Genomic DNA, 25816 nt, shown 5'->3' on the forward strand with positions numbered 1-25816 from the left:
GCACCCCCGGGACGGGCCGTTGGCCGGCGTGGTGCGATGCTGAGCCGCCTGCCGGACCACGGCGGGCACGGCCGTACAGGGGGAGGTGCCGGAAAGTGGTGGCACGAAGAACGGTCGCAGTGGTGCTCGGAGCCGTGGTGGCAGCGGGCGCACTGGCGGGGTGCGGCGGGGACGGCGGTGGCACCGGGGGTGGCAAGCCGTCGCCCGAGCCGACCGTGAGCGACGCACAGCGGATGACTCAGGCGCTGACGCTGTTCAAGGGGTACCGGTCCTTCGGCCTCAAAGGGGAGGTGAGGGACGAGGTGGGGACCCGTGTCGATCTGCACGTCGACCGGCAGGGCAACTGCACGGGCAGCTACACGACGCTCGGCGCCACAACCGAGTTCGTCATCATCGGCGACCGTGCCTGGTCGGCGTACGACGACACCTCGCTGAGCGACTCCATCGAGGCAGCGCGGACCGTGGGGCCCGAGGCGCTGGCCTCGGCCGAGGACGCGGTGGCGAAGGCGAAGGGGAAGTACGTGGAGTCACCGGCCGCTCACCTGACCGGTCGGGCCGCCCTGTCCCTGTGCCGGATGGACACCGCCTATACGGGAGTGCCTGCCTCCGTGACCAGCGCCGAGCGCGGCGGGCTCCGTACGGAGAACGGCGAGCGGCGCGTGAAGCTGACGCACACGACTGAGGACGGCGAGGTGGTCGTGCACGTGCCGGGGACGGGGACGCCCACGCCCCGCGCCATCGAGTTCGAAGTCCAGGACGCTCCCGTACTGGTCGACATCGACGACTACGACGCGCCGGTCGAGGTGCGGCGCCCCGACCGTGACGACGTGGTCCGGGAGGAAGACGCGCGCGGGCTCGATCCGTTCGCCGGCTGATCCCGGGCGCCCACACCCCGGGGCGCGGCCGGCGGCTCACGTCCTCGCCGGTGTCCCGGCACGGATGCCGGAGTGTACGGGGACGGCTGCCGCCGGGCGCCTTCGGTCACCCCTCGGGCGGCGGCCCCCAGGGTGCCTCCTGTTCCAGCTGGGCAGCGAGCGCGAGCAGCGTTCCCTCGCCGCCGAGCGGGGCGGCGAACTGGACGCCCAGGGGCAGGCCGTCGCCGTCACGGCCGAACGGAACGGACATGGCAGGCATCCCGGTCACGTTGTACACGCTGGTGAAGGCCGAGAACACGGACGCGTGCCGGTACACCGACTCCGGGTGTGTGGTGTCCAGGGTGCCGAGCGGCGGGGTGGGGCTCGCCAGAGTCGGGCTGAGCAGGACGTCGAACTGCCCGAACGCCGCACCGACTTCCCAGCCGATCTCCTGTGCGCGCCGCAGCGCCCGGCTGACGTCGGCGGCGGGCATGGCGCGGTAGGTGTCGTACAGGACGCGGGTGAACGGCTCGATGTCGTCGTCGGCCAGGGGTCTGGAGAGCTGGGCGAGCCGGGCGTCGATCTGGGCGACGAGGTCGGCGCCCATCAGGACTCCGGAGGTGCGGCCGACCTCGGCGGGGCGGTAGCGGGCGGTGGTCTCGGTCACGGCGTGGCCGAGCCGTTCGCACAGCAGGGCGGCGGCACGTGCGGCCCCGGCGCAGTCGGGGTGGACGTCGGGGCCGTCCGGGAGCGCGGTGATCAGGCCGATCCGCAGACGCCCCGGGTCGCGGCGGGCCAGTTCGGCGAAGGGGGCGGCCGGTGCCGGTGCGGCGTACGCGTCCCCGGGCAGGGGACCGGCGACGACGTCGAGGAGCAGGGCACTGTCCCGGACGGTCGTGGTGACGGCGTGGTGGCCCGAGACCAGGCCCGACAGGGTGGTGGGGCGGGGGGCGGGAGAGACGCGTCCCCGGCTGGGCTTGAGGCCGAACAGCCCGCAGGCGGCGGCCGGGATGCGGATCGAGCCGCCGCCGTCGCTGGCGTGCGCGGCCGGGACCATTCCGGCGGCCACGGCGGCGGCCGAGCCGCCGCTGGAGCCGCCCGGTGAGCGGCCGGTGTTCCACGGGTTGCGGGTGGGGCCGAAGAGGACCGGCTCGGTGGAGGCGTTGAGACCCAGTTCGGGGGTGTTGGTGGTGCCGAGGACGACGGCCCCCGCACGCCGGTAGCGGGCCACCAGTTCGCTGTCGCGGTGCGCGGTCGCGTCGGCGAAGAGCCGGCTGCCGCCCGTCGCCGGCAGCCCCGCCACCTCGGTGCCGAGGTCTTTGACCAGCACGGGAACGCCATGCAGCGGGCCGTCCGGCAGACCGGCCGCCACCTCGGCGAGCGCGGCCTCGAACCGGGTGCGGACCACCGCGTTGAGGCGTGGGTTGTGCTGCTCGACGCGGGCGATCGCCTGCTCGGTGACGGTACGGGCGTCGGTCTCGCCGTTCCTCACCGCCTCGGCCGTGGCGACGGCGTCGGGGCGCCTCACGCCACGTACCCGGCGGGCTTGCCCCAGGTCTCGCGGCGGGTGGTGCCACGGTCGACGAGCACGCACCGGGTGCCGGTGAAGTTGGTCGGCATGCACTTGTTGCAGTGGATGCACAGGGACGGGGTGGTGGCGTCCTTGCTGATCCGGTTCACGAGGTCGGGCTCGCGCAGCAACGACCTGGCCATGGCCACGTACTCGAATCCCTCGCGCATGGCGAGGTCCATGGCCGGCTTGTCGGTGATGCCGCCGAGCAGGATCATCGGCAGCTTCACGGCGGCGCGGATCTGGCGGGCGTCCTCCAGGAGATAGGCGTCCCGGTAGGGGTAGGCGCGCAGGAACCGCTTGCCGACGAGCTTCACCCCGAGCTTGATCGGCTGCGGCATGATCGCGGAGAAGTCGTCGAGCGGGGCGTCGCCCTTGAAGAGGTACATCGGGTTGAGGAGCGAGCTGCCGGCGGTCATCTCCAGGGCGTCGACGGTGCCGTCCTGTTCGAGCCACTGCGCGACGGGGATGGCCTCGTCGAGCCAGAAGCCGCCCGGGACCCCGTCGTCCATGTTCATCTTGGCGATGACGGCGATCCGGCCACCGACCGCCGCGTGGACGGCACGCATGATCTCCCGGGCGAACCTGGCCCGGTTCTCCAGGCTGCCGCCGTAGGCGTCGGTGCGGTGGTTGACCTTGGGGCTGAGGAAGGAACTGGCCAGGTAGTTGTGGCCCAGGTGGACCTCGACGGCGTCGAAGCCCGCGTCGACGGCGCGGCGGGCGGCCTCGGCGTGTGCCTCGGTGATGCGCCGGATGTCGTCGAGGGACGCCTCCTGGGCCCAGCTGATGGTGGTGGCGTGGAAGTGCCTGGAGGGGGAGAGGGCGGGGGCGCCGTTTCCCTTGGGGTTGGCGACGGGGCCGCCGTGGCCGATCTGCGCGGAGACCGCGGCGCCCTCGGCGTGCACGGCGTCGGTGAGTACGCGCAGCCCCGGCATCGCCTCGTCGGTCCAGTGGATCTGGTGCCGGTCGGTCCGCCCTTCCTTCGACACGGCGCAGTAGGCGACGGTCGTCATGCCGACGCCGCCTCGCGCGTAGGCGACGTGGAAGTCGACGAGGTCCTGGGTCACCAGGGACTTGTGGCTGAGCCCTTCGTAGGTCGCCGCCTTGATGACGCGGTTGCGGAGCTTGAGCGGGCCCAGCTGGGCGGGGGCGAGGACGTCGGGTGTCTCGGTGGTGGTCACGCGGGGTTCCTTTGCGGTTCGACGTGGTGGCAGGCGACCCGGTGGCCGGGCCGGATGTCCCTGAGTGGTGGCTCCGTCCCGGAGCACAGGCCGGTGGCCAGGGGGCAGCGGGTACGGAAGCGGCAGCCCGAGGGCGGGTCAAGGGGCGAGGGGAGGTCACCGGCCGCTCCGGCGGCCGCGGCCGGGTCCTCGGGGTCCCCGCCGGGTCCGGGGCCGCGCTGGGCCTCGGGGAGCGAGGCGAGCAGCAGCCGGGTGTAGGGGTGGACGGCCTCGTGCTGCATTCCGTCCGAGGGCAGTACCTCGCAGACCTTGCCGAGGTACATGACCATGACGCGGTCGCTGATGTTCTTGACGACGGACACGTCGTGGGCGATGAAGACCATGCTCAGCGCGCGCCGCCGGGTCGCCGTCTCCAGGAGGTTGAGGATCTGCGCCTGTACGGACACGTCGAGGCTGGAGACGGGTTCGTCGCAGATCAGCACCTCGGGGTCCAGGAGCAGGGCGCGGGCGATGCAGACGCGCTGGCACTGGCCGCCGGAGAGTTCGTGCGGCCTGCGGTCGCGTACGGTCGCCGGGTCGAGGCCGACATCCCGAAGGGCCTCGTCGATCCGGGTGTCCTTGTCGCGGGTGTCATCGCCGCTCCCCCAGATCGACGGGCCCTCCCACACCAGGTCCCTGACCTTGCGGCGCGGGTTCAGGGCGGAGACCGGGTCCTGCATGATGATCTGCATCCGGGCCCGTGCCCTGCGCAGTTCGCCGGGCGCGAGGCCGGTGAGCGTGACGTCGCCGAGGCGTACGGTGCCGGAGTCCGGGGGCGGCAGCTGGATCAGGGAGCGGCCGACGGTGGACTTGCCGCAGCCGGACTCGCCCAGGATGCCCAGGGTTTCGCCCACCGCGACGTCCAGGCCGACGCCGGAGACGGCGTGTACCTTGCGGCCGCCGCCGGCCGGGAACTCCACGACGAGGTTCTCCGCGCTCAGCGCGGGCGGCCTCGGGCCCGGTGTGGTGGCGGTGGTGCGGGTGGTCGTCATACGGCGGCCTCCTCGACGGCGCCGAGCGGGTGGTGGCAGGCGACGAGTCCGCCCGTGTCGCGGTCACCGGCGTATCCGGTGAGCGGCGGTGACTCGGTCCCGCAGTGATCGGTGGCGGCATCGCAGCGGGGGGCGAACCGGCAGCCGGGGGGCGGGTGGAGCAGATTGGGCGGTCGGCCCTCGATGGTGGGGAGCAGGGTGTGCGGGGGCAGGTCCAGGCGCGGGATCGAGGCGATCAGGGCACTGCTGTACGGGTGCCGGGGGCGTGCGAACACGGCCTCGGTGGGCGCGTACTCGACGAGGCGGCCGGCGTACATCACCGCGACCCGGTCGGTGCGGCCGGCGACGGTGGCGAGGTCGTGGCTGATCAGGATGGTCGCCATGCGCAGGTCCTGGGCCAGTGACTGGAGGAGGTCCAGGATCTGCTTCTGCACGGTCACGTCGAGCGCGGTGGTCGGTTCGTCGGCGATGAGCAGGCGCGGGCCGCAGGCCAGGGCCATGGCGATGACGACGCGCTGGCGCATGCCCCCGGAGAGCTCGTGCGGGTACTGGCCGGCCCGCCGGGCGGGTTCGGGGATGCCGACCTGCCGGAGCAGGTCGACGGCTCGGTCCCGGGCCTCGGCGCGGCCGAGGCCGAGGTGCGCGCGGACGCTCTCGGACAGATGCGCGCCGACCTTCTTCACGGGGTTCAGCGAGGTCATCGGGTCCTGGAAGACCATGGCGACCTCGGTGCCCCACAGGGATCTGCGGCCGGACGGGGTGAGTGCGTGCACGTCCTCGCCACCGAGCAGGACGGTGCCGGAGACGGTGGTGCCGGGGCCGTCGGTGATCAGTCCCATGAGGGTGCGGCCGAGCACGGACTTGCCCGAACCGGACTCGCCGACGATGCCGAGGGTCTCGCCCTCGGCGAGCGACAGGCTGACGCCGTCGACGGCCCGCACGGGACCGCGCGGGGTGTGGAAGGCGGTGCGTACGGCGGTGGCGGTCAGCAGTGCCGGCGCTTCGGGGCCGGTGGGTGCGGTGGCACCGGCCGACGGTGTGGTGGTCACAGTTTCACGCTCCGGGAGTCCCAGCGCCCGCGAGCCTTCTCGCCGACGATGTTGAAGGCGAAGACGGTGAGGAAGAGGAACGCGCCGGGTACGAGCACGATGTGCGGGTGGTCCTCGAAGACGTGTCCCTCCCCCTCCGCGATCATGTTTCCCCAGGTGGGTTCGGGCGGCTGGATGCCGAGTCCGAGGAAGCTGAGCGAGGCCTCGGCGACGATGAGGACCGAGATCATCACCACCGCCAGGGAGAGCAGCGGCAGCAGGACGTTGGGCAGCAGTTCGCGCAGCAGGATGCGGGAGCGGGTGGCTCCCATGGCACGGGCGGCCACAACGAACTCGCGGTTGGCGTAGGCCATCGTGGTGGCACGGGCGAGCCGCACCATGCCGGGGATGGTGAGCAGGGCCAGCGAGAGGGCGACATTGCGCAGACGCGGCTCAAGCACGGTGGCGAGCGCGATGAGCAGGATCAGCGGGGGCACGGCGAGCAGTGAGTTGGTGGCGATGCCCACCGCGCGGTCGACGCCCTTGCGGAAGTAGCCGGCCACCATGCCGATCGCGCCGCCGAGCACGGTGCCGATGGCGACCGCGGACAGCGAGATGACCAGCGAGGACCGGGCACCGTACAGGGACCGGGCGAGCAGGTCGAGGCCGAAGGCGTTGGTGCCGAGCGGACTGCTCCCGGTGAACGTCGGGGTGGCGAAGACCGGTTCGAGGACGGTACTGGCGACGTCCCGGTCCTCTCCGATCGGCAGCCACGGCGCGAGCAGGATCGCGAGGCCGAGCAGGATCAGCCAGCCCGCACCGAACCAGAACACCAGGTCGAATCCAGGACCGGCCCAGTGCTTTCCGAGTCTGGAGGCTCCGGCGAACGTCATGGCGAGGCCGAGGAGGGCGAGGGCCGCCTTGGCGGACGTCACGAGCTGGGGCGTCGTCGCGCCGAACCCCAGCAGGACGAGGCCGACGACGGTCAGGGTCAGGGCGGTGAGCAGGGGCGGCGGGAAGGCGGCCCGCGTGCGCGGGGCGATGTCAGACATGAGCACGTCGCGTCCTCGGGTCGAGGTAGCCGTAGGAGAGGTCGATGGCGGCGTTGATCACCACGTAGATCACGGCGATGGTGAGCACGGTGCCCTGGACCATCGGGTAGTCGCCCTGGCCCGCCGCGTTGACGACGAGCGTCCCCATGCCGGGCAGCGAGAAGAGGTACTCGACGACGACGGTGCTGCCGATGAGCCGGCCGAGGCTGAGGCCGAGCAGGGTGACCAGGGAGAACGAGGAGGGGCGCAGGGCGTCGGTGAACAGGATGCGCAGCGGGTTCATGCCCTTGGCGCGGGCGGCGAGGATGTAGTCCTCCCGCAGGGTCACGATCAGGTCGCCGCGCAGGACCCGGGTGAACATGGCGAGTTCGGCGAGGGCCACGGTCAGGGCAGGCAGGAAGGCGTGGCGCAGGTTGCCCAGCAGGTCGCCGTCGCCGAGCCGGACCCATTCGGAACGCGGGAACCAGCCCGCCGAGTTGACCAGGAGAAGGGTCAGCAGCAGTCCGGCGAGGAAGCCGGGCACGGACAGCACCCCGAAGGTCGCGGCGCCGATGATCCGGTCGGCGGCCGAGTTCTCGCGGTACGCCGACCACATGGCCAGCGGTACGGCGATCAGCAGGGCGATCAGCAGCCCGAGGGCGGCGATCTCGAAGCTGACGGGCAGCGCGGACAGCACCCGGTCGGTGACATCGCTCTGCGGCGGTACGACGGACTGGCCGAGGTCCCCGGTGAGGACACCGCCCAGCCAGTCGAGGTAGCGGGTGACCAGGGACTGGTCGAGGCCGAGTTCCGTGCGGAGCTCGGCGTATTCGGCGGGCGAGCGGCCGGCGCCCAGGATGTCGACGGCGGGGTCACCGGGCAGCAGGACCACCAGGGAGAAGACCCCCATGCTCGCGATGAGAAGCACGCCCACCAGTTCCAGGACCTTGAGGGCGGGCCGGCGCAGCGCGGCGGGACTCATGGGTTCCTCCAGTTCTGCCCGGTGGCGGCACACGGGTCTACGGGATGCGCATCGCGGTGCGGTGAGGCTGCGGGCGGGCGGGCCGGGCGGCCCGGGGCGGTGTCCCGGTGAGCGGGAGCACCACGGGTGCCGCGGTGGCCGTCCGGCCCTCGGGACGTCACTTGCTGATCCACGCCTCACCGAAGAGAGTCATGTACTCGTCGGTGGGAACGATGCCGTGCACGTTCTTTCCCCAGGTGGTGAAGGCGGCGCTCGCGCCCAGGTTGACCAGGGGGACGTCCTCGTTGAAGAGGGTCTGGACCTCGTCGAGGATCTGCTGGGTCCCGGCGTCCCCGTCCGCGGCCTGGAGCCGGGCCAGCAGGGCGTCCATCCTCGGGTTGGCGTACCCGCCGGGGTTGCCGTAGCTCGTGGAGTTCAGGACGCTCTGGAGCCGGTGGTAGGGATCGCTCTCGGAGATGCTCGCCGCGCCGCGGCTGATGTCGAAGTCGTGCTCCACATAGGTCTTCGACGTCCGGTCCGCGATCGAGGAGACCAGGTCGAGTCTGACGGTGAACCCGACGCGTTCCAGCATCGCCTTGGTGACGACGCCCTTGGCCCTGGCGACGGGGTCGGTGCCGTCCATGTAGGTGACCGTGCCGTCGTAGCCGTCCTTCTTGGCCTCGGCGAGGAGCTTCTTCGCCCGGTCGAGGTCGACGCCCAGCGGCTTCACCCCGGAGTGCAGGCGCGATTCGGGCGGGAAGATCTCTTTGCCCGGCAGGCCCTTGCCCTGGTAGGCGCGCTCGGTGTCGAGCTCGGGGTCCAGAGCGAGGGCCATCGCCTTGCGGACGCGCAGGTCGGCGCCGGGCCGGCCCTTGCGCGTGTTGATGACGATCATGTTGCCGAGACCGGTGAGCGTCAGCTCCCCGGGGTGGCCCGCCTTCACGGCCTCGTCGACGACATCGGGGCTGCGCATGTACGTCAGGTCGACGGTGCCGTCCTGGAGCGACTCCAGTTTGGTGCGGTCGGACTGCGGCCAGGTGAAGCGGAGTGCGTCGAGGTGGGGCCTGCCCTTGAAGTAGTTCTTGTTGGCCTTGAGGACCATCTCCTCCTGGGGGGCGTACGTGCCCAGGACGAAGGGACCGGCCCCGATGGGCTTGAAGGTCTTTCCGGCGTACGCGGCGGGGGCGACGATCATGCCGGGTGCCTGGGCGAGCATCGCGGGGAACGTCGCCCAGGGGCTGCGCAGGGTGAAGACGACGGTGGAGTCGTCGGCGGCCTCGGCCTTGGCCAGGTTCGGGGCGAGCAGCGCGGTGTCGGCGCCCTTGTTCTTCTGGTACCAGGCGAGGGAGGCGGTCACCGCGTCGGCGTCGAGCGGGGTGCCGTCGGAGAACTTCACGCCGTCACGGAGCTTCAGCGTCCAGGTCTTCAGGTCGTCGCTGCTCCGCAGGGACTTGGCCAGCTGGGGTTCGTACTTCCTGGCGGCGGTGTCGTACCGCATCAGTACGTCGTACACAGCGGCGAGCGCGGAGCCGCCGGAGGCGCCGGTGGCGTAGGTGACGGCGGGGCTGAGGCTGCGGGCCTCGGCGTAGTCGGCGATGCGCAGGGTGCCTCCGTCGACGGGTGCGCCGCCGTCGGGCTGTTTGCCGATGAGGCCGAAGGTGTACCGGCCGCGTTCGGTCTTCTGCGTCTTGGCGCCGTCGGATTCCTTGGTGCCGGACGCTACGCACGCGGAGGTGAGCATCGCCGCGACGGCCAGGGTGGCGGCGAGTCGGACTCGGTGCCGTGGTGCTCGCTTCATTTCTTCCTCCATGAGCCCGGGCCGGTCGGACCGGTGCCGGAAGGTGGGAAAAACGGGTGCCCGAAGGCAGGTGGCACCGGAGTGGGGAGGCCGGGGCCGGAGCAGGTGGGGGGACGCTACGGCCGTCGAAATCCGGCCCACGTGACGTATCCCACTCACCGGGAGCCGTGTGCCGCCCCGTCCGCGCGCGTGATGTGGCCGTGGTCGCCGGGTCGCTGCCGTGAAACGGTGTCCCAGTGACCGGAATCAGCCATGAGGAAAGAGCCCGGTCCTGCTGACACTGACCTCGACCGCGATCCCAGTGGAGTTCGAGACGCACAGGAGTCACCTGATGTCCAGCGATACGGATCACTCCTCGGCCGCTCCCGCCGGAGCAGCCGAGATCATCGGCCGGCTCACCGGCCCGGGCGGCCGTTTCGAGCTGTCCGAAGCCGATGTGCTGGGTACCCGCCTGCCGGTGTTCACCCACCGGCAGCGGGCCCTGCACGAGGTCCTGCACGCTTCCGTCGCCCATGGCGACCGGGAGTACATCGTCACCGCGGACCGGCGGATCACCTTCGCCGGGCACGCTGCCCAGGTCGCCTCGCTGGCGCAGGTGCTGAGGGAGGAGTACGGCATCGCCAAGGGCGACCGGGTGGCCATCGCCGCCGCCAACTCCCCCGAGTGGATCCAGACCTTCTGGGCCACGGTGTCGATCGGCGCGGTGGCGGTCGGGTTCAACGCCTGGTGGTCGGCGCGGGAGATGGCGCACGGCATCGACAACGCGGAGCCGGCTCTGGTGGTGGCCGACGCCCGGCAGCAGCCGAAGCTGGCGGGCTGCGGGGTGCCGGTGCTGTCCATGGAGGACGACATCACCGGTTTCGTCGAGGCGCACCCCGGCGCACCGCTGCCGTCCGCCGACGTGGCCGAGGACGACCCGGCGGTCATCCTCTACACCTCGGGCACCTCCGGCCGGCCGAAGGGGGCGGTGCACACGCATCGCAACCTGCTGGCCGTCGTCGAGTACCACCGGCTGAACGACGCGGTGTTCCAGGAGTTCGGCGACCCGCTGGCACCGCAGGACCGCGTCTACCTGCTGACGCTGCCGCTGTTCCACATCGCGAGCCTGCACAATCTGGCCGTGCCCCGGCTCGCCACCGGCAGCCGGATCGCCCTGCACCAGGGCTCGTTCAAGGTGGACGCGGTCCTGGGCATGGTCGAGCGCGAGCGGGTCACCAACTGGGGCGCGGTGCCGACCATGGCGCACCGGATGCTCGAACACGGCGGCGCCGACCGGTACGACACGTCCTCGCTCACGTCGTTCTCGCTGGCCTCGGCGCCGTCGTCGACCGCGTTCAAGGAGCGGCTGCGCCAGGGCCTGCCGTTCGCGAAGGACTCGCTGGTGGACAGCTACGGGCTGACGGAGACCTGCACCGGCGTCGCCGCGGCGAGCGCGCAGGAACTGGCGGCCGCTCCCGGAACCCTCGGCCGGCCGGTCACCGGTGTGCAGCTGGAGATCCGCGACCCCGCCGGTGAGGTGCTCGGGGAGGGCGAGGAGGGCGAGGTCTGGGTCCGCAGCCAGTTCAACATGCTGGGCTACTGGCGCGATCCCCGGGCCACCGCGGGTGCCATCGGAGCGGACCGCTGGCTGTGCACCGGGGACCTGGGGCAGTTGCGCGAGGGCCGGCTGTTCCTGAGCAGCCGGCGGTCGGACCTGATCATCCGCGGTGGCGAGAACGTGTACCCCGCCGAGATCGAGACGGTGCTCGTCGAGCACCCGGACGTCCGTGAGTGTCTGGTGCTGGGGGTGCCGCACCCCGACCTCGGCCAGGAGGTCGCCGCCGTCGTGGTGCTCGCCGCGGGCTCGATGGTCACCGAGGAGGCGCTCCAGGAGTACGCGGCGGCCTCACTGGCGTACTTCAAGGTGCCCAAGCAGTGGCGGCTGACCACCGAAGCCCTCCCGCGCAACGCGACCGGCAAGGTGATCCGTGCCGAGGTGCGCGTCTGACACGCACACACGCGGGTGGTGCCCCGGCGGCGTGACGCTGCCGGGGCACCACCCGTCGTGCGACGGTTCAGAACCGGTCGGGCCCGCGCAGGGTCGCCTCGGCGCCGCCGTCCACGTACACCACCTGCCCGGTGATGTGGCTGTTCTCGTCGGAGGCCAGGAACTGCACGGCCCGTGCGACGTCCTCGGGCTCCAGATAGCCGTTGAGCGGCATGGGGACGGCCGCGTCCATGACCTTCCTCATCTCCGGATCGTCGAAGAGGCCCGCGCTCATCGGGGTGAGGACGATGCCGGGCGCGACGACGTTCACGGGGATCCCGGCATCGGCCCAGCCCTCGGAGCCCGCGGTGCGCCGTGCCCACTGCGCGAGAGCCGCCTTGGACGAGGGATACAGCTGCCGGGCGCGGCCGTCGGCCACGGCACGTCCGGCGTGTTCCAGGGCCGTGGCCTCGTCGCCGGCCAGGCAGGCGGCGACGACCTCCGGGTCGTGCGGCTGGGTGCCGGAGATCGAGCCGATGGCCACGACGCGGGGCCGCTCGGCCGCGGCGAGAGCCGGTCGCAGCGCCGTCAGGAACTCCGTGGTGCCGAAGTAGTTGACGGTCACCATCGCGGTTCCCGGTACGGAGGTGCCCGCACAGGTGACGACCGCGTCCACCACACCCCCGGCCGCCTCGACGACCGCGGCGGCGGCTGCGGCACGGCCTTCGGGCGTGGACAGGTCGGCGTCGATCTCACCCCCGCGCAGGTCCACGCCGATCACCCGGTCTCCCTGGGAGCGGAACAGGGCGGTGAGAGCGGCACCGATCCCGGAACCGGATCCGGTGACGACGACGTTGCGCGGCATGAGTACTCCTCGGGTGGTCGGTGCTGCCTACCCGGGCACCGTAGGAGGTGCGGCACAGGACCGGCATCCGCCGTCCCGCTGAACGGACGCACGCCGAGGGGCGGGCGGGGCCCCGGGATCTCAGGGGCGCCGGTCGGCGAGGACCGGGCCGAGGAGGAGGCGGCAGGCCGTCCGGATCCCGTCCTGCGCCGCCTCGGCCGAGGAACGCTCGTACAGAACGGTGGTGAGCAGGCCGTACCAGGCCTGCTCCAGGATGCGGACGACGCGCCGGTCCTCGTCACGGGGGTCGGTCACCCCCGCCGTGCGCAGGACCAGGTCCGCGATGATCTCGTCCGTGTGGCGTTCGGAGCCGCCGGTGGTGTGGGAGACGTTGTTGGACTGGAGCATGGCCAGGGCCAGCAGCGGATGCTCGAAGAGCAGCGCGCTCGCCCCGGTGAGCAGTTCGCTCACCGCCTCCACCGGGGCCGTGCCCGGCGGTGGCGGCGGGGTGCTGTCTTCGAGGCGCCGCACCTGGTCGTGGAGGACGGCGGCGAACAGATGCGTCTTGGAGGGGAAGTAGCGGTACAGCGTGGCGATCGCGACGCCGGACCGCCGGGCCACGTCGTGCATCTGCATGCCTTCGAGACCGTGTACGGCTCCGAGGTGCGCCGCGGCCCGCAGCATGCGGGCGTGGCGCCGGTGCTGCCTGGGTGAGCTGGGGTGCGCGGGGGTTCTCTCGCCGTTCGTCCGGGCCACGGTGCTGACGTCCTTCCGCCGGCCGCCGATGTTCTCGTGCGCCGCGCGGGCCCGGCAGGCGGCGTTCCGTTGAGTGGGACGGCCCCGCGGCCCCGGGCGTCCCGGGTGCCTCCCGCCCACCGGGACGGAGCCTGCACGCGACCGGGCGGCGGACTTGGATGGACCTTCCCCTTGCGACCCCTCCCGTTCTGCCCCAGAGAGGTGCCCCTATGCGGCTCGGCATCAACAGTCCCGTCGTCACGGCAGTCCCCGGCGTCCATTCCCCCTGGGAGCGGACCGCCGGCATCGAGGAGCTGGGGGCGGTCGCCGAGGCCGCGGACCGGCTCGGCTTCGACCATCTGACCTGTTCCGAGCATGTCGCGGTGCCCGCGGAGATCGCCGGGCAGCGCGGCGGCACCTACTGGGACCCGCTCTCCACGTTCGGCTATCTGGCGGCCAGGACCGACCGGATCCGGTTCGCCACCCAGGTCCTGGTCCTCGGCTACCACCATCCGCTGGAGATAGCGAAGCGCTACGGCACGCTGGACCGTCTCTCCGGCGGGCGCGTCGTCCTGGGTCTCGGCGTAGGCAGTCTGGAGGAGGAGTTCCGGTTGCTCGGCGCCGCGTTCGAGGGACGGGGGGCCATCGCCGACGACGCCCTCGCGGCCCTGCGGGCGTCCCTGTCCCGGCGCGAACCGGCCTATCACGGGGAGCACTTCGACTACGGGGGTCTGGTGGTGGAGCCGCACGCCGTGCAGGACCGGGTACCGCTGTGGATCGGGGGCCGCACGCCGCGTTCACTGCGCCGGGCGCTCGCGCTCGGCGACGGCTGGGTGCCTTTCGGGCTGCCGCTCGACCGGCTCCGCGAGATGGTCGGCGCGGCCTCGCCGCCCGAGGGCTTCGAGGTGGTGCTGAGCGCGGGCCGCCCGCTCGATCCGTCGGGCGATCCCGACGGCACGTCCGAGGCGTTGCGGAAGGTGTCCGAGGCCGGTGCCACGCTGGTCAGCGCTTCCCTGACCGCGGAGTCGGCAGCCCACTACACCGAGCAGCTGGAGGCCCTTGCCTCGCTCGCGGGCCTCACGGCGGCTACGGAGGCCCGGGTATGAGTGAGGACCGTCTCGCCGCCGTCGAGGCACGGCTCGGGCTGCTGGAGGACGAGCGCGACGTCGCGCGCACGATGGCTTCGTACGGGCCACTGGTGGACGGGGGCGACGCGGAGGCGGTGGCCGCTCTGTGGGCACCTGACGGCGTGTACGACATCGACGAGATCTTCCTCGCGGGCCGGGAGCGGATCCGTGAGATGGTCCGCTCCCCCGCGCACCAGGGCTGGATCCGGCAGGGCTGCGCCCACGTCGTGGGCCCGCCGCACATCACGGTGGACGGCGACGAGGCGGTGGCGGTGTGCCATTCGCTGATGGTGGTCCACGAGTCCGGCCGGTACGTGGTGCGGCGGGCGACGGCCAACCACTGGCGGCTGCGCCGCACCGCGTCCGGCTGGGAGGTCGTGACCCGGACCAACCGCATCCTGGACGGCCGCGAGGAGTCTCCCGTGCTGCTGGTGGCCGGGGTACGGGGTGAGCCGGCCGGTTCCTGAACGCCCGTAGCCGCGCGGGGTGGTGACGTAGGGCCACCACCCCGCGCGCCGGTGCGTCAGGAGGCGCCGTACACCGGCTGCGGCGTCTCGGCGGCGGCCAGCAGACCGGTCACCGCCGCTCCGGCCTCGGCCGGGGTCCAGCGGGCGCCCTTGTCGGCGGTGGGGCCGGGCCGCCAGCCCTCCATCACGGTGATCCGTCCGGCCTCGGTCTCGAAGACCCGGCCGCTCACCCCGGCGGACGCGGCGGAGCCCAGCCAGACGACGAGCGGCGAGACGTTCTCCGGGGCCATCGCGTCGAAGGCGCCCTCTCCGGGGGCCGCCATCGTCTCGGCGAACGTGGCCTCGGTCATCCGGGTCCGGGCGGCCGGTGCGATCGCGTTGACCTGGATTCCGTAACGGCCCATCTCGGCTGCGGCCACCAGGGTCAGGCCGACGATGCCGGCCTTGGCGGCCGCGTAGTTGCCCTGGCCGACACTGCCCAGCAGCCCGGCCCCCGAGCTGGTGTTGACGACGCGGGCGGCGGGCATCCGGCCGGCCTTCGCCTCGGCCCGCCAGTGTGCCGCCGCGTGCTTGAGCGGCAGGAAGTGCCCCTTGAGGTGGACGCGCATCACCGCGTCCCAGTCGTCCTCGTCCAGGTTGACCAGCATCCGGTCCCGGAGGAATCCGGCGTTGTTGACGAGTGTGTCGAGCCGGCCGAAGGAGTCGAGCGCGGTGGCGACCAGGGAGGCGGCGCCCTCGGATGTGGCGATGTCACCGTTGTGGGCGACGGCATCGCCCCCGGCCGCGCGGATCTCCTTCACGACCTGCTGGGCGGGCCCGGTGCCCGAGCCTGAGCCGTCGAGCCCCACGCCCAGATCGTTGACGACGACTTTCGCCCCCTCGGCGGCGAGTGCGAGGGCGTGGGCGCGGCCGAGTCCACGGCCGGCGCCGGTGACGACGGCGACGCGTCCGGCACACAGGGCGGTCGGTGAGGTCATGACGGGTGTCCTTTCGACGGGCGGCAGGCAGTGAGCGACGTGCGCTGTCCGGCGTGCGCACGCGACGTGCGACGCGCGGGGTCCGGTGCGCGGGTCCGATGCGCGGGGAACAGGGCGCCGGTACCGCTGAGTGGCATGACACCCTCCCGCGGCGTCCGTATCGCTGCTACCTTTTGGGCCTAACAAACGTTTGGTGGAAAGGTAGCTGATCTGCTCATGGGTGTCTCCACCTCCGTCCCACGCGAGGGCATCGCCCTCGTCACCGTGGACTACCCCCCGGTCAACGCCCTGCCCGTTCAGGGCTGGTACGACCTGGCCGCGGCGGTACGCGCCGCCGGGGCCGACCCGGACATCCGCTGCGTGGTGCTCAGCGCCGAGGGGCGCGGCTTCAACGCGGGCGTGGACATCAAGGAGCTGCAGCGCGCGGCCGGGCCCGAGGCGCTGATCGGCGCCAACCGGGGCTGCTTCGAGGCGTTCGCGGCGGTCTACGAGTGCGAGGTCCCGGTGGTCGCCGCCGTGCACGGCTTCTGCCTGGGCGGCGGCATCGGCCTGGTGGGCAACGCCGACGTGATCGTGGCGGCGGACGACGCGTCCTTCGGCCTGCCGGAGCTCGACCGCGGCGCACTCGGCGCGGCCACGCACCTGGCACGGCTGGTCCCGCAGCATCTGATGCGGACCCTGTACTACACCTCACGCACCGTGTCGGCCGGCGAACTGCACCGCCACGGATCGGTGTTCGACGTCGTACCGCGTGACCGGCTCGCGGGGGCGGCCCTGGATCTCGCCGCGGAGATCGCCGCGAAGGACGGTTCTCTGATCCGGCTGGCCAAGGCCGCCATCAACGGCATCGACCCCGTCGACGTACGCCGCAGCTACCGCTTCGAGCAGGGCTTCACCTTCGAGGCCAATCTCAGCGGCGTCGCCGACCGTGTGCGCGACACCTTCGGCTCGGACAAGGAGCAGCAGACGTGACACAGGACAAGACGATGACGGCCGACGACGTCGTCGGCCGGCTGGAGAGCGGAATGACGGTCGGCATCGGCGGCTGGGGTTCGCGCCGCAAGCCGATGGCCCTGGTGCGGGCCCTGCTCCGCTCGGACGTCACCGATCTGACCGTGGTGTCGTACGGCGGTCCCGACGTGGGCCTGCTGGCGGCGGCCGGGAAGATCCGCAAGCTGGTCGCGGCCTTCGGGACGCTGGACTCGATACCGCTGGAGCCGCACTTCACGGCGGCCCGGCAGCGCGGCGCCTTCGAGATGGTCGAGATGGACGAGGCCATGATGATGTGGGGCCTGACGGCGGGGGCGCAGCGGCTGCCGTTCATGCCGGTGCGCGCCGGACTGGGATCGGACCTGATGGAGGTCAACCCCGCTCTGCGTACGGTCACTTCGCCCTACGAGGACGGGGAGAGGCTGGTGGCGGCTCCGGCACTGCGGCTGGACGCGGCCCTGGTCCATCTCAACCGCTGCGATGTCCAGGGCAACGCTCAGTACCTGGGCCCCGACCCGTACTTCGACGATTTGTTCTGCGAGGCCGCGGACCAGGGTTTCGTCTCCTGCGAGCGGATCGTGGAGACCTCGGACCTGCTCAAGGAGCACGGGCCGCAGACGCTGCTGATCAAGCGGATGTTCGTGGACGGGGTCGTCGAAACGCCCAACGGCGCGCATTTCACCTCCTGCGTGCCCGACCACGACCGGGACGAGGCCTTCCAACGCGCCTACGTCCGGGCCGCCCGCGACCCCGAGGCCTGGCCCGCCTTCGCCGAACGGTTCCTGTCCGGCGACGAGGCCGCCTACCAGGCCGCCGTCACCGCGTTCCACCAGGAGGAAGCATGAGCGGCACCGAGACCACCGGCATCCAGGCGGCGACCCGCGCCGAGTACTGCGTGGTGGCCTGCGCGGAGGCATGGCGGGGCGCGGGCGAGATCCTCGCCAGCCCCATGGGCACCGTCCCGGCCATCGGAGCCCGGCTGGCACGGCTGACCTTCTCCCCCGAACTGCTGCTGACCGACGGGGAGGCGCTGCTCATCGCCGACACTCCCGCCGTGGGGGCGAAGGCGGGGAGCGTCGAGGGGTGGCTGCCGTTCCGCCAGCATCTGACGCTCACCGCCACGGGCCGCCGTCATGTGATGATGGGCGCCAGCCAGATCGACCGCCACGGCAACCAGAACATCTCCTGCATCGGCGACTGGGCGAGGCCCACGCGCCAGCTGCTCGGGGTGCGCGGCGCCCCTGTCAACACCTTGAACAACCCGACCAGTTACTGGGTGCCCAAGCACTCGGCGCGGGTGTTCGTGGAGCACGTCGACATGGTCAGCGGAGTCGGGTACGACCGGGCGGCCGAGGCCGGGCCTTCCGCGACCCGCTACCACCGCATCCCCGAAGTCGTCAGCAATCTGGGCGTATTCGACTTCGAGACACCCGGCCGGACGATGCGGCTGCGTTCGCTGCACCCCGGTGTGAGTGTCGAACAGGTCACCGAGGCAACGGGTTTCGCCCTCACCATTCCCGACGAGGTGCCGTTCACCCGGGAGCCCACCGAGGCCGAGCTCCGGCTGATCCGCGAGGTCATCGACCCCCGGGGGCTGCGCGAGCGCGAGGTCCCGGCGTGAGCGGGCCCGTGCCGTTCCCGACCGCGCTCACCGAGCTGACCGGAGTGCGGTACCCGATCGTGCAGACCGGGATGGGCTGGGTGGCCGGTCCCCGGCTGGTGTCGGCCTCCGCCAACGCGGGGGCGCTCGGCATCCTGGCCTCCGCGACGATGACCGTCGAGCAGCTCCGCGCGGCGGTCCGCGAGGTCAGGTCCCGCACGGACGCCCCGTTCGGCGTCAATCTGCGCGCGGACGCGGGTGACGCGGGCGAGCGGGTCCGCGTCATCATCGACGAGGGGGTGCGGGTGGCGTCCTTCGCGCTCGCCCCCTCCAGGGACCTGATCGCCCGGCTCAAGGACGCCGGTGTCGTCGTCATCCCCTCCATCGGCGCCCGCCGGCACGCGGAGAAGGTCGCCGCCTGGGGAGCCGACGCGGTGATGGTGCAGGGCGGCGAGGGCGGCGGTCACACCGGTGACGTGGCCACCACCGTGCTGCTCCCCCAGGTCGTGGACGCCGTCGGCATCCCGGTGATCGCGGCGGGCGGTTTCCACGACGGCCGCGGTCTGGTCGCCGCGCTGGCCTACGGGGCGGCGGGCATCGGCATGGGCACCCGTTTCCTGCTCACCTCCGACAGCACCGTCCCCGACGCGGTGAAGGCGAAGTACCTGGCGGCCACCGTCAAGGACGTCACGGTGACCACGCGGGTCGACGGACTGCCGCACCGGATGCTGCGTACCTCCATGGTCGACTCGCTGGAGCGCTCCGGCCGCGCCACCTCGCTGCTGCGGGCTCTGCGGCACGCCTCGGCCTTCCGGAAGGAGTCCGGTGCGAGCTGGCCCCAACTGGTCCGCGACGGGCTGGCGATGAAGCACGGCAAGGAACTGACCTGGAGTCAGGTGCTGCTGGCCGCCAACACCCCGATGCTGCTGAAGGCCTCGCTGGTCGAGGGGCGTACGGACATCGGGGTGATGGCCTCGGGGCAGGTGGCGGGGCTGATCGAGGACCTGCCGTCCTGCTCGGAGCTGGTCGAACGGATCATGGACGAGGCCCTGGCGACGCTGAAGGCGCTGCCCGGGGCGGGTTGATGCCACCGCGGCGTCTGCCCGGGGCGGGTTGACGCCACCGCGGCGGGACCCTTCGTACGGATCATGCCGGGCTCGCGGAGTCCGGCATGATCCGTACGACGGCCTCAGGCCGCCGGAGCGGCGGGCGGGGTGCCGGCGGTCTCGGCCGCGAAGCGCAGGAGGAGATCGCTGGTCGCCTCCGGCGCTTCGAGCAGCGGCAGGTGCCCGACGCCGGGCAGCAGTTCGACCCGGCTGCCCGGCACCGCCCCGTACCGGAGCGCCGAAGACGGCTCCCAGCGGGGGTCCGCGTCTCCGAAGACCACCAGCAGCGGCACCTTGAGGGCGGCCAGACGCTCGGGCACGCTCCGCTCGTCGACGTAGGCGATGTTCCGGCGGGACACCGCCCGGAACGCGCGGTACGTGGTGCCCCGTACCCCGGCGACGAGGTCGTCCGGGATGTCCACCGGGCGAGCGGCCGTCGCTCCGATCCCGCCGCGGATCGCGGCGTCCGAGCGGAGCGACCACAGGAGCGGGCCGAAGGGCGGGCCCAGCAGGAGCCGGAGGACGGCCGGTTGCGGAAGGAACGCGTCGAGACTCGGTCCTGTGCTGAGCAGTGCGAGCGACCGCACCAGGTCCGGTCGCCCTTCCGCGAGCGCGGTGGCGACGTAGCCGCCACTGGAATGCCCGGCCACGGCGGCCTGGCGGAGGCCGAGACCGTCGAGGAGCGCCGCCAGCCGGCCCGCCTGCGCGGGCACGTCGTAGGACGCCGCGGGCGGGGACTGGCCGCAGCCGGGAAGGTCGATCCGGATGACATGGTGGCGGGCGGCGAGTGCCGGGACCATCGGACTCCAGGTGCCGCCCGAGGCCCCCGATCCATGGATGAGCAGCATCGGTGGCCCCTCCCTCGGGCCGTCGTGGACCACGTGCATGCCGTGCGCGAGTTCAGCGTCGAATTCACTCATGCCGGGATGGTGCCGGGGCTGTCCGCCAGGGGTCTTGTACGAATGTCGTCGTGCGGGCGAAGGCAGTGGCCGGCACGACGGGGGTCGCCAGGGCGACGACAGTTGCCGAGGCGACGGCCGGGCAGGGCCGAGGACGGCCGAGGACGGCCCGGGGCGGGGCGTCCTCCGTCAGGCCCAGCGGCCGAACGGCGGCCGGGCGGGGGCGGGGCCGAGAGTGGTGGTACCCGGTTCGGCACGGTGTCCGAGGCCGGTCCGGTAGGCGTTCAGCGCCTCTTCCGTCCGTCCCTCACCGCGCAACAGGTCTCCGAGCAGCCGGCAGATGTCGGCGAGGTCCCCGGCGGCTCCCGTCTGTTCGAGCAGGGAGAGCGCGGTGGCGTAGTGCAGTTCGGCCGCCTCGGCGTCACCGGCCTCCTCGGCGATCAGTCCGAGAAGCCGGTGGGCGCCGCCTGCGTGCAACGCACCGCGGCCGGAGGTGAGTCCGGCCAGCAGGCTCTCCAGAAGTTCCGCGGCCTGCACCGACTTCCCGCCCCTTCGCAGGACGTCGGCGAGCTCGACCTCCACCTGTGAGACGTACAGGGCCGCCCGCTTGGACATCAGCATCGAGTGCGCGGTGCGCAGCTCCCTCTCCGCCTGCGCGAGGTCGCCTTGCTGGGCGCAGACATAGCCCCGCATCCAGTGGCAGTGGGCGAGTTCGGTACGGATCTGGAGCTGCTGGTAGAGCTCGGTGGCGCGGGCCAGCGATGCCTGTGCGGCGTCGATCCTCCCCTCGGCCAGCAGGGTGCGCGCCACCGTGCGGTGCATCGCGGCGACCAGGGCGGGGTCGGACACCTGCGGCACCAGGGCGAGGGCGAGTTCGGCCGCCTGCGCGGCACGGGCGTGGGCGCCCATGTCCATGTACGGGGCGATCGAGGCCGTGTAGAGCTGGAGCAGCGCGCCCGGGTCGTGCAGCCCGGACGTGTTGAGTTCGTCGATGGCGCTCTCCAGCAGATAGCACGCGTAGCGCAGCTCACCGGCCAGGTAGTGGGCGACCGACCTGCCCCGGACCGCCCGCGCCCGGGCGGGAAGCGGATCACCGGCCAGTGCGTGCTCGGCCGCTTCGAACCGGGCCAGGGCCTCGGCGAGTTCGCCCGTCTCCAGCGCGCATTCCCCGAGACCCACGAGCGCCGACGCCCGCTCCTGGGTGAGTCCGTACTCCTCGGTACGGGCGAGGAGCTGCTCGTAGGCGGCCCTTGCGTCGGCGGCGTCCTCGACGGCCAGTATCCGCTGGGCGTCGGCCAGTTCCATCCGGAGCGCCGTGGTGATGTGGGTGGGCCTGCCGGTGGCGACCTCCTCGTAGGCGACACCGAGCCGGCCGGCGATATGACGGAGAGCGGCCTCGGAGGGCTGCACCCTGCCGGCTTCCAGGGTGGAGACGTACGCGGCGGTGTACGCGGGCTCGGCGAGTTGTCGCTGCGTCAGTTCACGGGCCTTGCGCAGCTGTTTCACCCGGAGGCCGATCGCGGCCGGTGCGTCCCGTTCCTCGCCATGGCCCCGGAGCGGCCGGGCCGGATTCCCCGCCCCGGGCGACCGCTCCGGTCCGCCGGTCGCCCCGCTGGTTCCCGCCATGGCTGCCCCCCGTGCCGTGTCTGCCGGTGGTCACCGGCTGGATCATTCTGTGGTCCGGACTCCGCCATGGGCACCGCAGGGGCCGGATCCCGTCCCCGGCGCCTGCGGGGCTGTTGCCAACAGGCCCGCCGCCCACCTAGGTTATGCGAAAAGTTAAGCACATTTACATCAGCGTTTTACGTCACTTCCGGCCGGACACCAGAGCGAGGTTTGACATGCGCACTTCTAGAACAGCCGCCATATCCGTGGGCCTCGCGCTCACGGCGATCATGGGGGCGGCCCTCGCCACTCCCGCGGTCGCCGTGGACCCGGAGCCCGCCCCGGAACCGCGGGTGTCCGTGGAGTACTTCCCCCAGCCCGGCGGCGAGGGCCGGCGGACGGAGGTGCCGCTCACCACGGAGACGGCGACCGGCCGGGCCACCGCCCGGAGCGCCGCACCCGCCGCGTCGACCACGGACGGGGAGGTCGGCGAACTCGCCGTGACCGGCCCGTCGGCCGACCGGCTCGACGTCGTCATCGTCGGCGACGGCTACACCGCCGACCAGCAGGACGCCTTCCACGCCGCGGCGGCCGCCAAGTGGGCGGACATCACCGGCATCGAGCCCTATGCGAGCTATCAGGGCCTGATGAACGTGTGGACCGTGGACGCGGTGTCCGCCGAATCCGGCATCTCCGGCGACCCCACCGCCGACGTCACGAGGAACACCGCCCTCGGCAGCTACTTCTGGTGCTCCGAGACAGAGCGCCTGATCTGCGCGGACATCGACAAGGTCGCGTCGTACGCCGCCAAGGCCCCCGAGGCCGACCTGGTCGTCGTCGTCTCCCACTCCACCAAGTACGGCGGCGCCGGCTATTCGGGGCTTGAGGCGGAGGGATACCCGTTCGACGGCGTCTCGACCCTCTCCTCGGACAACGCCCAGTCGAGCATGATCGCCGCCCACGAGATCGCCCACTCGGTGGGCCTGCTGGCGGACGAGTACACGTACGACAGCTACGGCACCTGGACGGGCGGCGAACTTCGGGACGTCAACTCCAGCGTCCTCACCGCCCAGCAGATGGCCGCGAACCGGACCAAGTGGTACCGCTGGCTCGGCGAGAGCGACCCCACGGGCAGCACCGTCGGTACGTACGAGGGCAGCAGCTACTACCCGTTCGGGATCTACCGCCCCACGTCCAACTCCCTCATGCGGGCCCTGAACATCAGCGAGTTCAACCTCCCCGGACGAGAGGCCATGATCGCCGGCTTCTACCGCGAGGCCAACGCGTTGAGCAGCGACGTCGGCACCGGCAGCGCGGTCTCCAGGTCCAGCCGCATCAACGTCTCGCTGGCCGGGCTCACCGGCCTCGCCGCACCGGAGCTGCGCTGGTACGTCGACGGCGTCCGGGTGCAGCGGGCACAGGGTCTGACCGCTGCCGTCCCCGCCGCACTGGGTGTCCCCGCGGACGGCAGGAAGCACACCGTCACGGCCGAGGCCACCGACCGGACCGAGTCGGTCCGCGACCCGCTGGTCCGCGCCGAGGCCACCGAGCGGCTGACCTGGACGGTCAAGGCCTCAGGGCCGAAGACCCCGAAGCGCCGCTGACGGGCCTTCGCACGGCGTCGCACCCGCTCCCGCTCACAGCCCCGGCGGGTGCGGCGCCGGGGCCGCCCCGCGCTCGGCCACGAGCCGCATGACGCGGCCCACCATCGCGAGCCGCTCGCCCACCGCCGCGCCGCCGGGCACCTGGATCTTGGCGCCCGCGTAGGAGATCGCGCCATCGGCCGCGCGGAGGCAGCGGCGTACCTCTTCGGCGTCCATGAGCGAGGTGGGCTCGTCCTCGGCGAGGGGCAGGTGCGCGTCCGCCCACGGCCCCCCGTACTCATTGGCGGTCGGGCCCGCTCCGGAGAACATGACGCCTGCCAGCAGGCCCTCGGAGGCGAGCCGGGCGATCTGGGCGAGGGGGCGGCCGGCGTCCTGCGCCTCGATCGCCGAACGGCCCCAGTTGACGGCGACGCCGATCCCTCCGTCGCGCGCGAGGGGGATCTCGTCCTCCAGCGACAGGAACCGTTTCTCGCCGGGGACGGCCGGCGCGTACGCGTCGCAGTGCTCCAGGACGAGCCGGGTGGACCAGGCGGCGGAGGCGGGTTCGCTCGCCGCGATCTCACCGAGCGAACGGGCGAACCTCTCCGCGACGGCCGTCACCGAGGGCGCGGTGTGGATGTGGAGGACGGAGACCGACTGCTCGCCGGTGCGCTGGTTCAGATCCTCGGCGGCGATGCGCGCCTCGCGCACGAACTCCAGCGCGGCCTGCCGGCCGTCCTCGTCCCCGGAGGCGAGCCCGAAGGTGCCCGAGGCACCCACGCGCGCCATCGTCCCGGGGATCAGCGTGATCACCGAACGGGTGAAACGGCCGCGCATCTGCGTCGCCAGCCAGTCCGCGTCCTCACCGAGGCCGTCGCGGAACGGGATCTCCAGCCCGTCGGCAACACCTCCATCGGCGAGCCCCTCGTAGAAGTGTTCCCGGTCGGCACGCAGGGAGGGCAGGGCCGCATAGGCGCCGACGAGAGCGGCGGGCCGTTCGATGTTCATGGTGTCGCACTCTACCTAAGGTAAGACATCAGATGTCTAGGGTTGGCGGTGCGTACTCCCGGTGCTCATCGTCGCTGCGGGCCCGAACTCGCGAGGCCTCGGCGGAACGCGAGCCAGGAGCCGCCCTGGCGGCGCCGTCCGTACACCCCCGGCCCGCCCTCACACCTCAGACCCAGGGCAGCGTGCGCCACGGCCCGGCCGGATCCCCGGTCAGGGCACGATGGGTCGCGAGGGCAGTCTCATACCATGTGCCGAACTCCTCCTCGTCGAAGTGGAGGCAGCGGCCGAGCACGTAGGCGGCCGAGAAGTCCTCCCACGAGCGGTAGTTGGCCTGGACGAGACGGCCGGCACGGATCACGGCCGCTTCCGTCTCCTCCAGGGAGCACAAGCGGGCGGCCAGGCCCCAGAGGGCCATGCCGGAAGCCCGGCCGTAGTCCCAGCCCTCGACACTTCGGACGAAGCCTCCTTCGGGCAGCAGGCCGTCCGCGCGGAACCGCGCCTCGTAGCGGGCGATGCGGCCGACCAGCCGCTGCACGCCTGCCACTTGGCCCTCCAGCTCCGCGGCGGTGACGGTGCTTCCCCGGGTGACGCCGTCCGCGGTCAGGGAGGGTTCGGCTGCGGCCTCGGTGCGTCGGCGCACCACGTTGGCCGCGGCCTGGCGCCAGTGGTGGACGTCGACGGGGCCTGCGAAGTCCAGGGCCATGAACCGGCGCAGTCGCAGGACGAACTCCCAGACACCGCTGACCATCCCGGCGCGCAGCAACAGCTCCTGCATTTCCTGCCAGTCCTCGCGGGTGGTGACGCTCCACCAGCGTTCCAGCGTGCGCTTCTCGTCGCGGTAGCCGCCACCGTGGTAGGCCAAGGAGTTCCAGTAGTGCCCGTTGCGCACATTGATGTGCGCGCCGGCCGCGAGGCCGAAGGCGACCGGACCGCTGCGTGGCCCGCCCAACTCCAGGGTGTGGACGGCGTCCCGGGCCAGCCCCGGCCGTTCGACCGGAGCGGAGTGGCGCTGCCACAGGGCGCGGCCCTCCGGCCCGGCCGGCAGGACGCCCTCGCAGGGGCTGCCGGGGTTGACCACGAGGTAGGGCGGGTCGTTCTGCTGCCAGACCTGCGCGAACCAGCCCAAGTCGTAGCAGTTGTAGACCGGGTCGGCGACGGGCGGTGGCAGCATGCCGCCGGTGTGGACGGCCAGGCACGCGGTCCCGGTCTGCGGGCTCCAGTAGGGGTGGAAGCGGGTGTTGCCCGGGTTCGCGTCGACGTACGCCCTCGACTGCATCATGTACAGGTCGGCCTGGGCGACGAGGTCGTAGTACGCGGGCCAGTCGCCGCGCGCCTTCGCCTCGTACAGCCCCCGTTCGACCGCACTCGGTGCCTGCCAGTTTTGCGCCATGGCCGTCGGATTGGCCAGGGATCCTCCGTCGTGACCTGCTGTCAGACCCATGCGCAAACTTTAAG

At 72.2% G+C, this 25816-nt stretch carries 23 protein-coding genes; 9 read left to right on the forward strand and 14 right to left on the reverse strand.

From position 1 onward, the window contains the following. Positions 1-95 precede the first annotated feature (95 nt). Positions 96-875: a hypothetical protein gene (locus tag ACZ4LX_RS26115; RefSeq protein ID WP_467638541.1), complete on the forward strand. Its 780-nt coding sequence runs from the start codon at positions 96-98 to the stop codon at positions 873-875. A gap of 106 nt (positions 876-981) precedes the next feature. On the opposite strand, the gene ACZ4LX_RS26120 is transcribed toward ACZ4LX_RS26115, so the two are convergent. The 7 genes from ACZ4LX_RS26120 to ACZ4LX_RS26150 all read right to left on the reverse strand — a co-directional run bounded on the left by ACZ4LX_RS26120 (position 982) and on the right by ACZ4LX_RS26150 (position 9454). Then, a complete protein-coding gene (locus ACZ4LX_RS26120) occupies positions 982-2382 on the reverse strand; it encodes an amidase (RefSeq protein WP_467638543.1) in 1401 nt (466 codons plus the stop codon). After that, positions 2379-3605 (reverse strand): NADH:flavin oxidoreductase, encoded by a 1227-nt coding sequence (locus ACZ4LX_RS26125; protein ID WP_467638546.1) that lies wholly within the window; start codon positions 3603-3605, stop codon positions 2379-2381. Before ACZ4LX_RS26125 ends, ACZ4LX_RS26120 begins: the two co-directional genes overlap by 4 nt. Next, complete coding sequence (locus ACZ4LX_RS26130; RefSeq protein ID WP_467638549.1) at positions 3602-4636, reverse strand: oligopeptide/dipeptide ABC transporter ATP-binding protein; 1035 nt, start codon at positions 4634-4636, stop codon at positions 3602-3604. The genes ACZ4LX_RS26125 and ACZ4LX_RS26130 overlap by 4 nt, the downstream gene beginning before the upstream one ends. Further along, on the reverse strand, positions 4633-5685 hold the full coding sequence (locus ACZ4LX_RS26135) for an ABC transporter ATP-binding protein (RefSeq protein ID WP_467638552.1): 1053 nt from the start codon (positions 5683-5685) through the stop codon (positions 4633-4635). The genes ACZ4LX_RS26130 and ACZ4LX_RS26135 overlap by 4 nt, the downstream gene beginning before the upstream one ends. Then, positions 5682-6716: an ABC transporter permease gene (locus tag ACZ4LX_RS26140; protein WP_467638554.1), complete on the reverse strand. Its 1035-nt coding sequence runs from the start codon at positions 6714-6716 to the stop codon at positions 5682-5684. The genes ACZ4LX_RS26135 and ACZ4LX_RS26140 overlap by 4 nt, the downstream gene beginning before the upstream one ends. Beyond that, positions 6709-7677 (reverse strand): ABC transporter permease, encoded by a 969-nt coding sequence (locus tag ACZ4LX_RS26145; RefSeq protein ID WP_467638557.1) that lies wholly within the window; start codon positions 7675-7677, stop codon positions 6709-6711. The genes ACZ4LX_RS26140 and ACZ4LX_RS26145 overlap by 8 nt, the downstream gene beginning before the upstream one ends. A 157-nt stretch (positions 7678-7834) precedes the next feature. Continuing rightward, positions 7835-9454 carry an ABC transporter substrate-binding protein gene (locus ACZ4LX_RS26150; RefSeq protein ID WP_467638560.1) on the reverse strand — a complete coding sequence of 540 codons (1620 nt, stop codon included), beginning with the start codon at positions 9452-9454 and terminating at the stop codon, positions 7835-7837. A 331-nt stretch (positions 9455-9785) separates the two neighbouring features. Between ACZ4LX_RS26150 and casG the strand changes: the two genes are divergently transcribed. Then, on the forward strand, positions 9786-11441 hold the full coding sequence (gene casG, locus ACZ4LX_RS26155; protein WP_467638561.1) for a steroid-24-oyl-CoA synthetase: 1656 nt from the start codon (positions 9786-9788) through the stop codon (positions 11439-11441). Positions 11442-11508: 67 nt separating this feature from the next. Here the strand turns inward: casG and ACZ4LX_RS26160 are convergent, their stop codons facing one another. Both ACZ4LX_RS26160 and ACZ4LX_RS26165 read right to left on the reverse strand, forming a co-directional pair. Beyond that, a complete protein-coding gene (locus ACZ4LX_RS26160; protein WP_467638564.1) occupies positions 11509-12285 on the reverse strand; it encodes an SDR family oxidoreductase in 777 nt (258 codons plus the stop codon). 120 nt (positions 12286-12405) lie between these two features. After that, entirely contained in the window at positions 12406-13020 is a 615-nt protein-coding gene (locus ACZ4LX_RS26165; protein WP_467638567.1) for a TetR/AcrR family transcriptional regulator, read from the reverse strand. Between the two features lie 209 nt (positions 13021-13229). On the opposite strand from ACZ4LX_RS26165, the gene ACZ4LX_RS26170 reads away from it, so the two are divergent. Together ACZ4LX_RS26170 and ACZ4LX_RS26175 are read left to right on the forward strand one after the other, a co-directional pair. Further along, a complete protein-coding gene (locus ACZ4LX_RS26170) occupies positions 13230-14105 on the forward strand; it encodes an LLM class F420-dependent oxidoreductase (protein ID WP_467638569.1) in 876 nt (291 codons plus the stop codon). Then, positions 14102-14593: a nuclear transport factor 2 family protein gene (locus ACZ4LX_RS26175; RefSeq protein WP_467638571.1), complete on the forward strand. Its 492-nt coding sequence runs from the start codon at positions 14102-14104 to the stop codon at positions 14591-14593. The genes ACZ4LX_RS26170 and ACZ4LX_RS26175 overlap by 4 nt, the downstream gene beginning before the upstream one ends. Positions 14594-14649: 56 nt before the next feature. Here ACZ4LX_RS26175 and ACZ4LX_RS26180 read toward each other — a convergent pair whose 3' ends face one another. Next, entirely contained in the window at positions 14650-15570 is a 921-nt protein-coding gene (locus ACZ4LX_RS26180; RefSeq protein WP_467638574.1) for an SDR family oxidoreductase, read from the reverse strand. Between the two features lie 216 nt (positions 15571-15786). Here ACZ4LX_RS26180 and ACZ4LX_RS26185 point away from each other — a divergent pair, with 216 nt between their 5' ends. From ACZ4LX_RS26185 to ACZ4LX_RS26200, 4 genes are all read left to right on the forward strand, one after another. Next, positions 15787-16542: an enoyl-CoA hydratase family protein gene (locus ACZ4LX_RS26185; RefSeq protein WP_467638577.1), complete on the forward strand. Its 756-nt coding sequence runs from the start codon at positions 15787-15789 to the stop codon at positions 16540-16542. Between the two features lie 14 nt (positions 16543-16556). After that, the gene (locus tag ACZ4LX_RS26190) at positions 16557-17405 is read left to right on the forward strand and encodes a CoA transferase subunit A (RefSeq protein ID WP_467638653.1); all 849 of its coding nucleotides are present in this window, start codon (positions 16557-16559) and stop codon (positions 17403-17405) included. Next, positions 17402-18181, forward strand: coding sequence for a CoA-transferase subunit beta (locus tag ACZ4LX_RS26195; protein WP_467638580.1), 780 nt, complete (start codon positions 17402-17404; stop codon positions 18179-18181). Before ACZ4LX_RS26190 ends, ACZ4LX_RS26195 begins: the two co-directional genes overlap by 4 nt. A gap of 71 nt (positions 18182-18252) precedes the next feature. Next, the gene (locus ACZ4LX_RS26200; protein ID WP_467638655.1) at positions 18253-19245 is read left to right on the forward strand and encodes an NAD(P)H-dependent flavin oxidoreductase; all 993 of its coding nucleotides are present in this window, start codon (positions 18253-18255) and stop codon (positions 19243-19245) included. A gap of 104 nt (positions 19246-19349) precedes the next feature. On the opposite strand, the gene ACZ4LX_RS26205 is transcribed toward ACZ4LX_RS26200, so the two are convergent. Both ACZ4LX_RS26205 and ACZ4LX_RS26210 read right to left on the reverse strand, forming a co-directional pair. Further along, complete coding sequence (locus ACZ4LX_RS26205; protein ID WP_467638582.1) at positions 19350-20186, reverse strand: alpha/beta fold hydrolase; 837 nt, start codon at positions 20184-20186, stop codon at positions 19350-19352. Between the two features lie 168 nt (positions 20187-20354). Then, complete coding sequence (locus tag ACZ4LX_RS26210; protein ID WP_467638585.1) at positions 20355-21791, reverse strand: helix-turn-helix domain-containing protein; 1437 nt, start codon at positions 21789-21791, stop codon at positions 20355-20357. 215 nt (positions 21792-22006) lie between these two features. On the opposite strand from ACZ4LX_RS26210, the gene ACZ4LX_RS26215 reads away from it, so the two are divergent. Next, a complete protein-coding gene (locus tag ACZ4LX_RS26215) occupies positions 22007-23374 on the forward strand; it encodes a M64 family metallopeptidase (RefSeq protein WP_467638588.1) in 1368 nt (455 codons plus the stop codon). 33 nt (positions 23375-23407) lie between these two features. On the opposite strand, the gene ACZ4LX_RS26220 is transcribed toward ACZ4LX_RS26215, so the two are convergent. Together ACZ4LX_RS26220 and ACZ4LX_RS26225 are read right to left on the reverse strand one after the other, a co-directional pair. Further along, positions 23408-24361, reverse strand: a complete 954-nt coding sequence (locus tag ACZ4LX_RS26220; protein WP_467638590.1) for a DUF4862 family protein — start codon at positions 24359-24361, stop codon at positions 23408-23410. 166 nt (positions 24362-24527) lie between these two features. Further along, positions 24528-25802: a DUF1266 domain-containing protein gene (locus ACZ4LX_RS26225; RefSeq protein WP_467638593.1), complete on the reverse strand. Its 1275-nt coding sequence runs from the start codon at positions 25800-25802 to the stop codon at positions 24528-24530. Positions 25803-25816 lie beyond the last annotated feature (14 nt).

The sequence above is a fragment of the Streptomyces sp. NPDC026062 genome, from assembly GCF_055568375.1.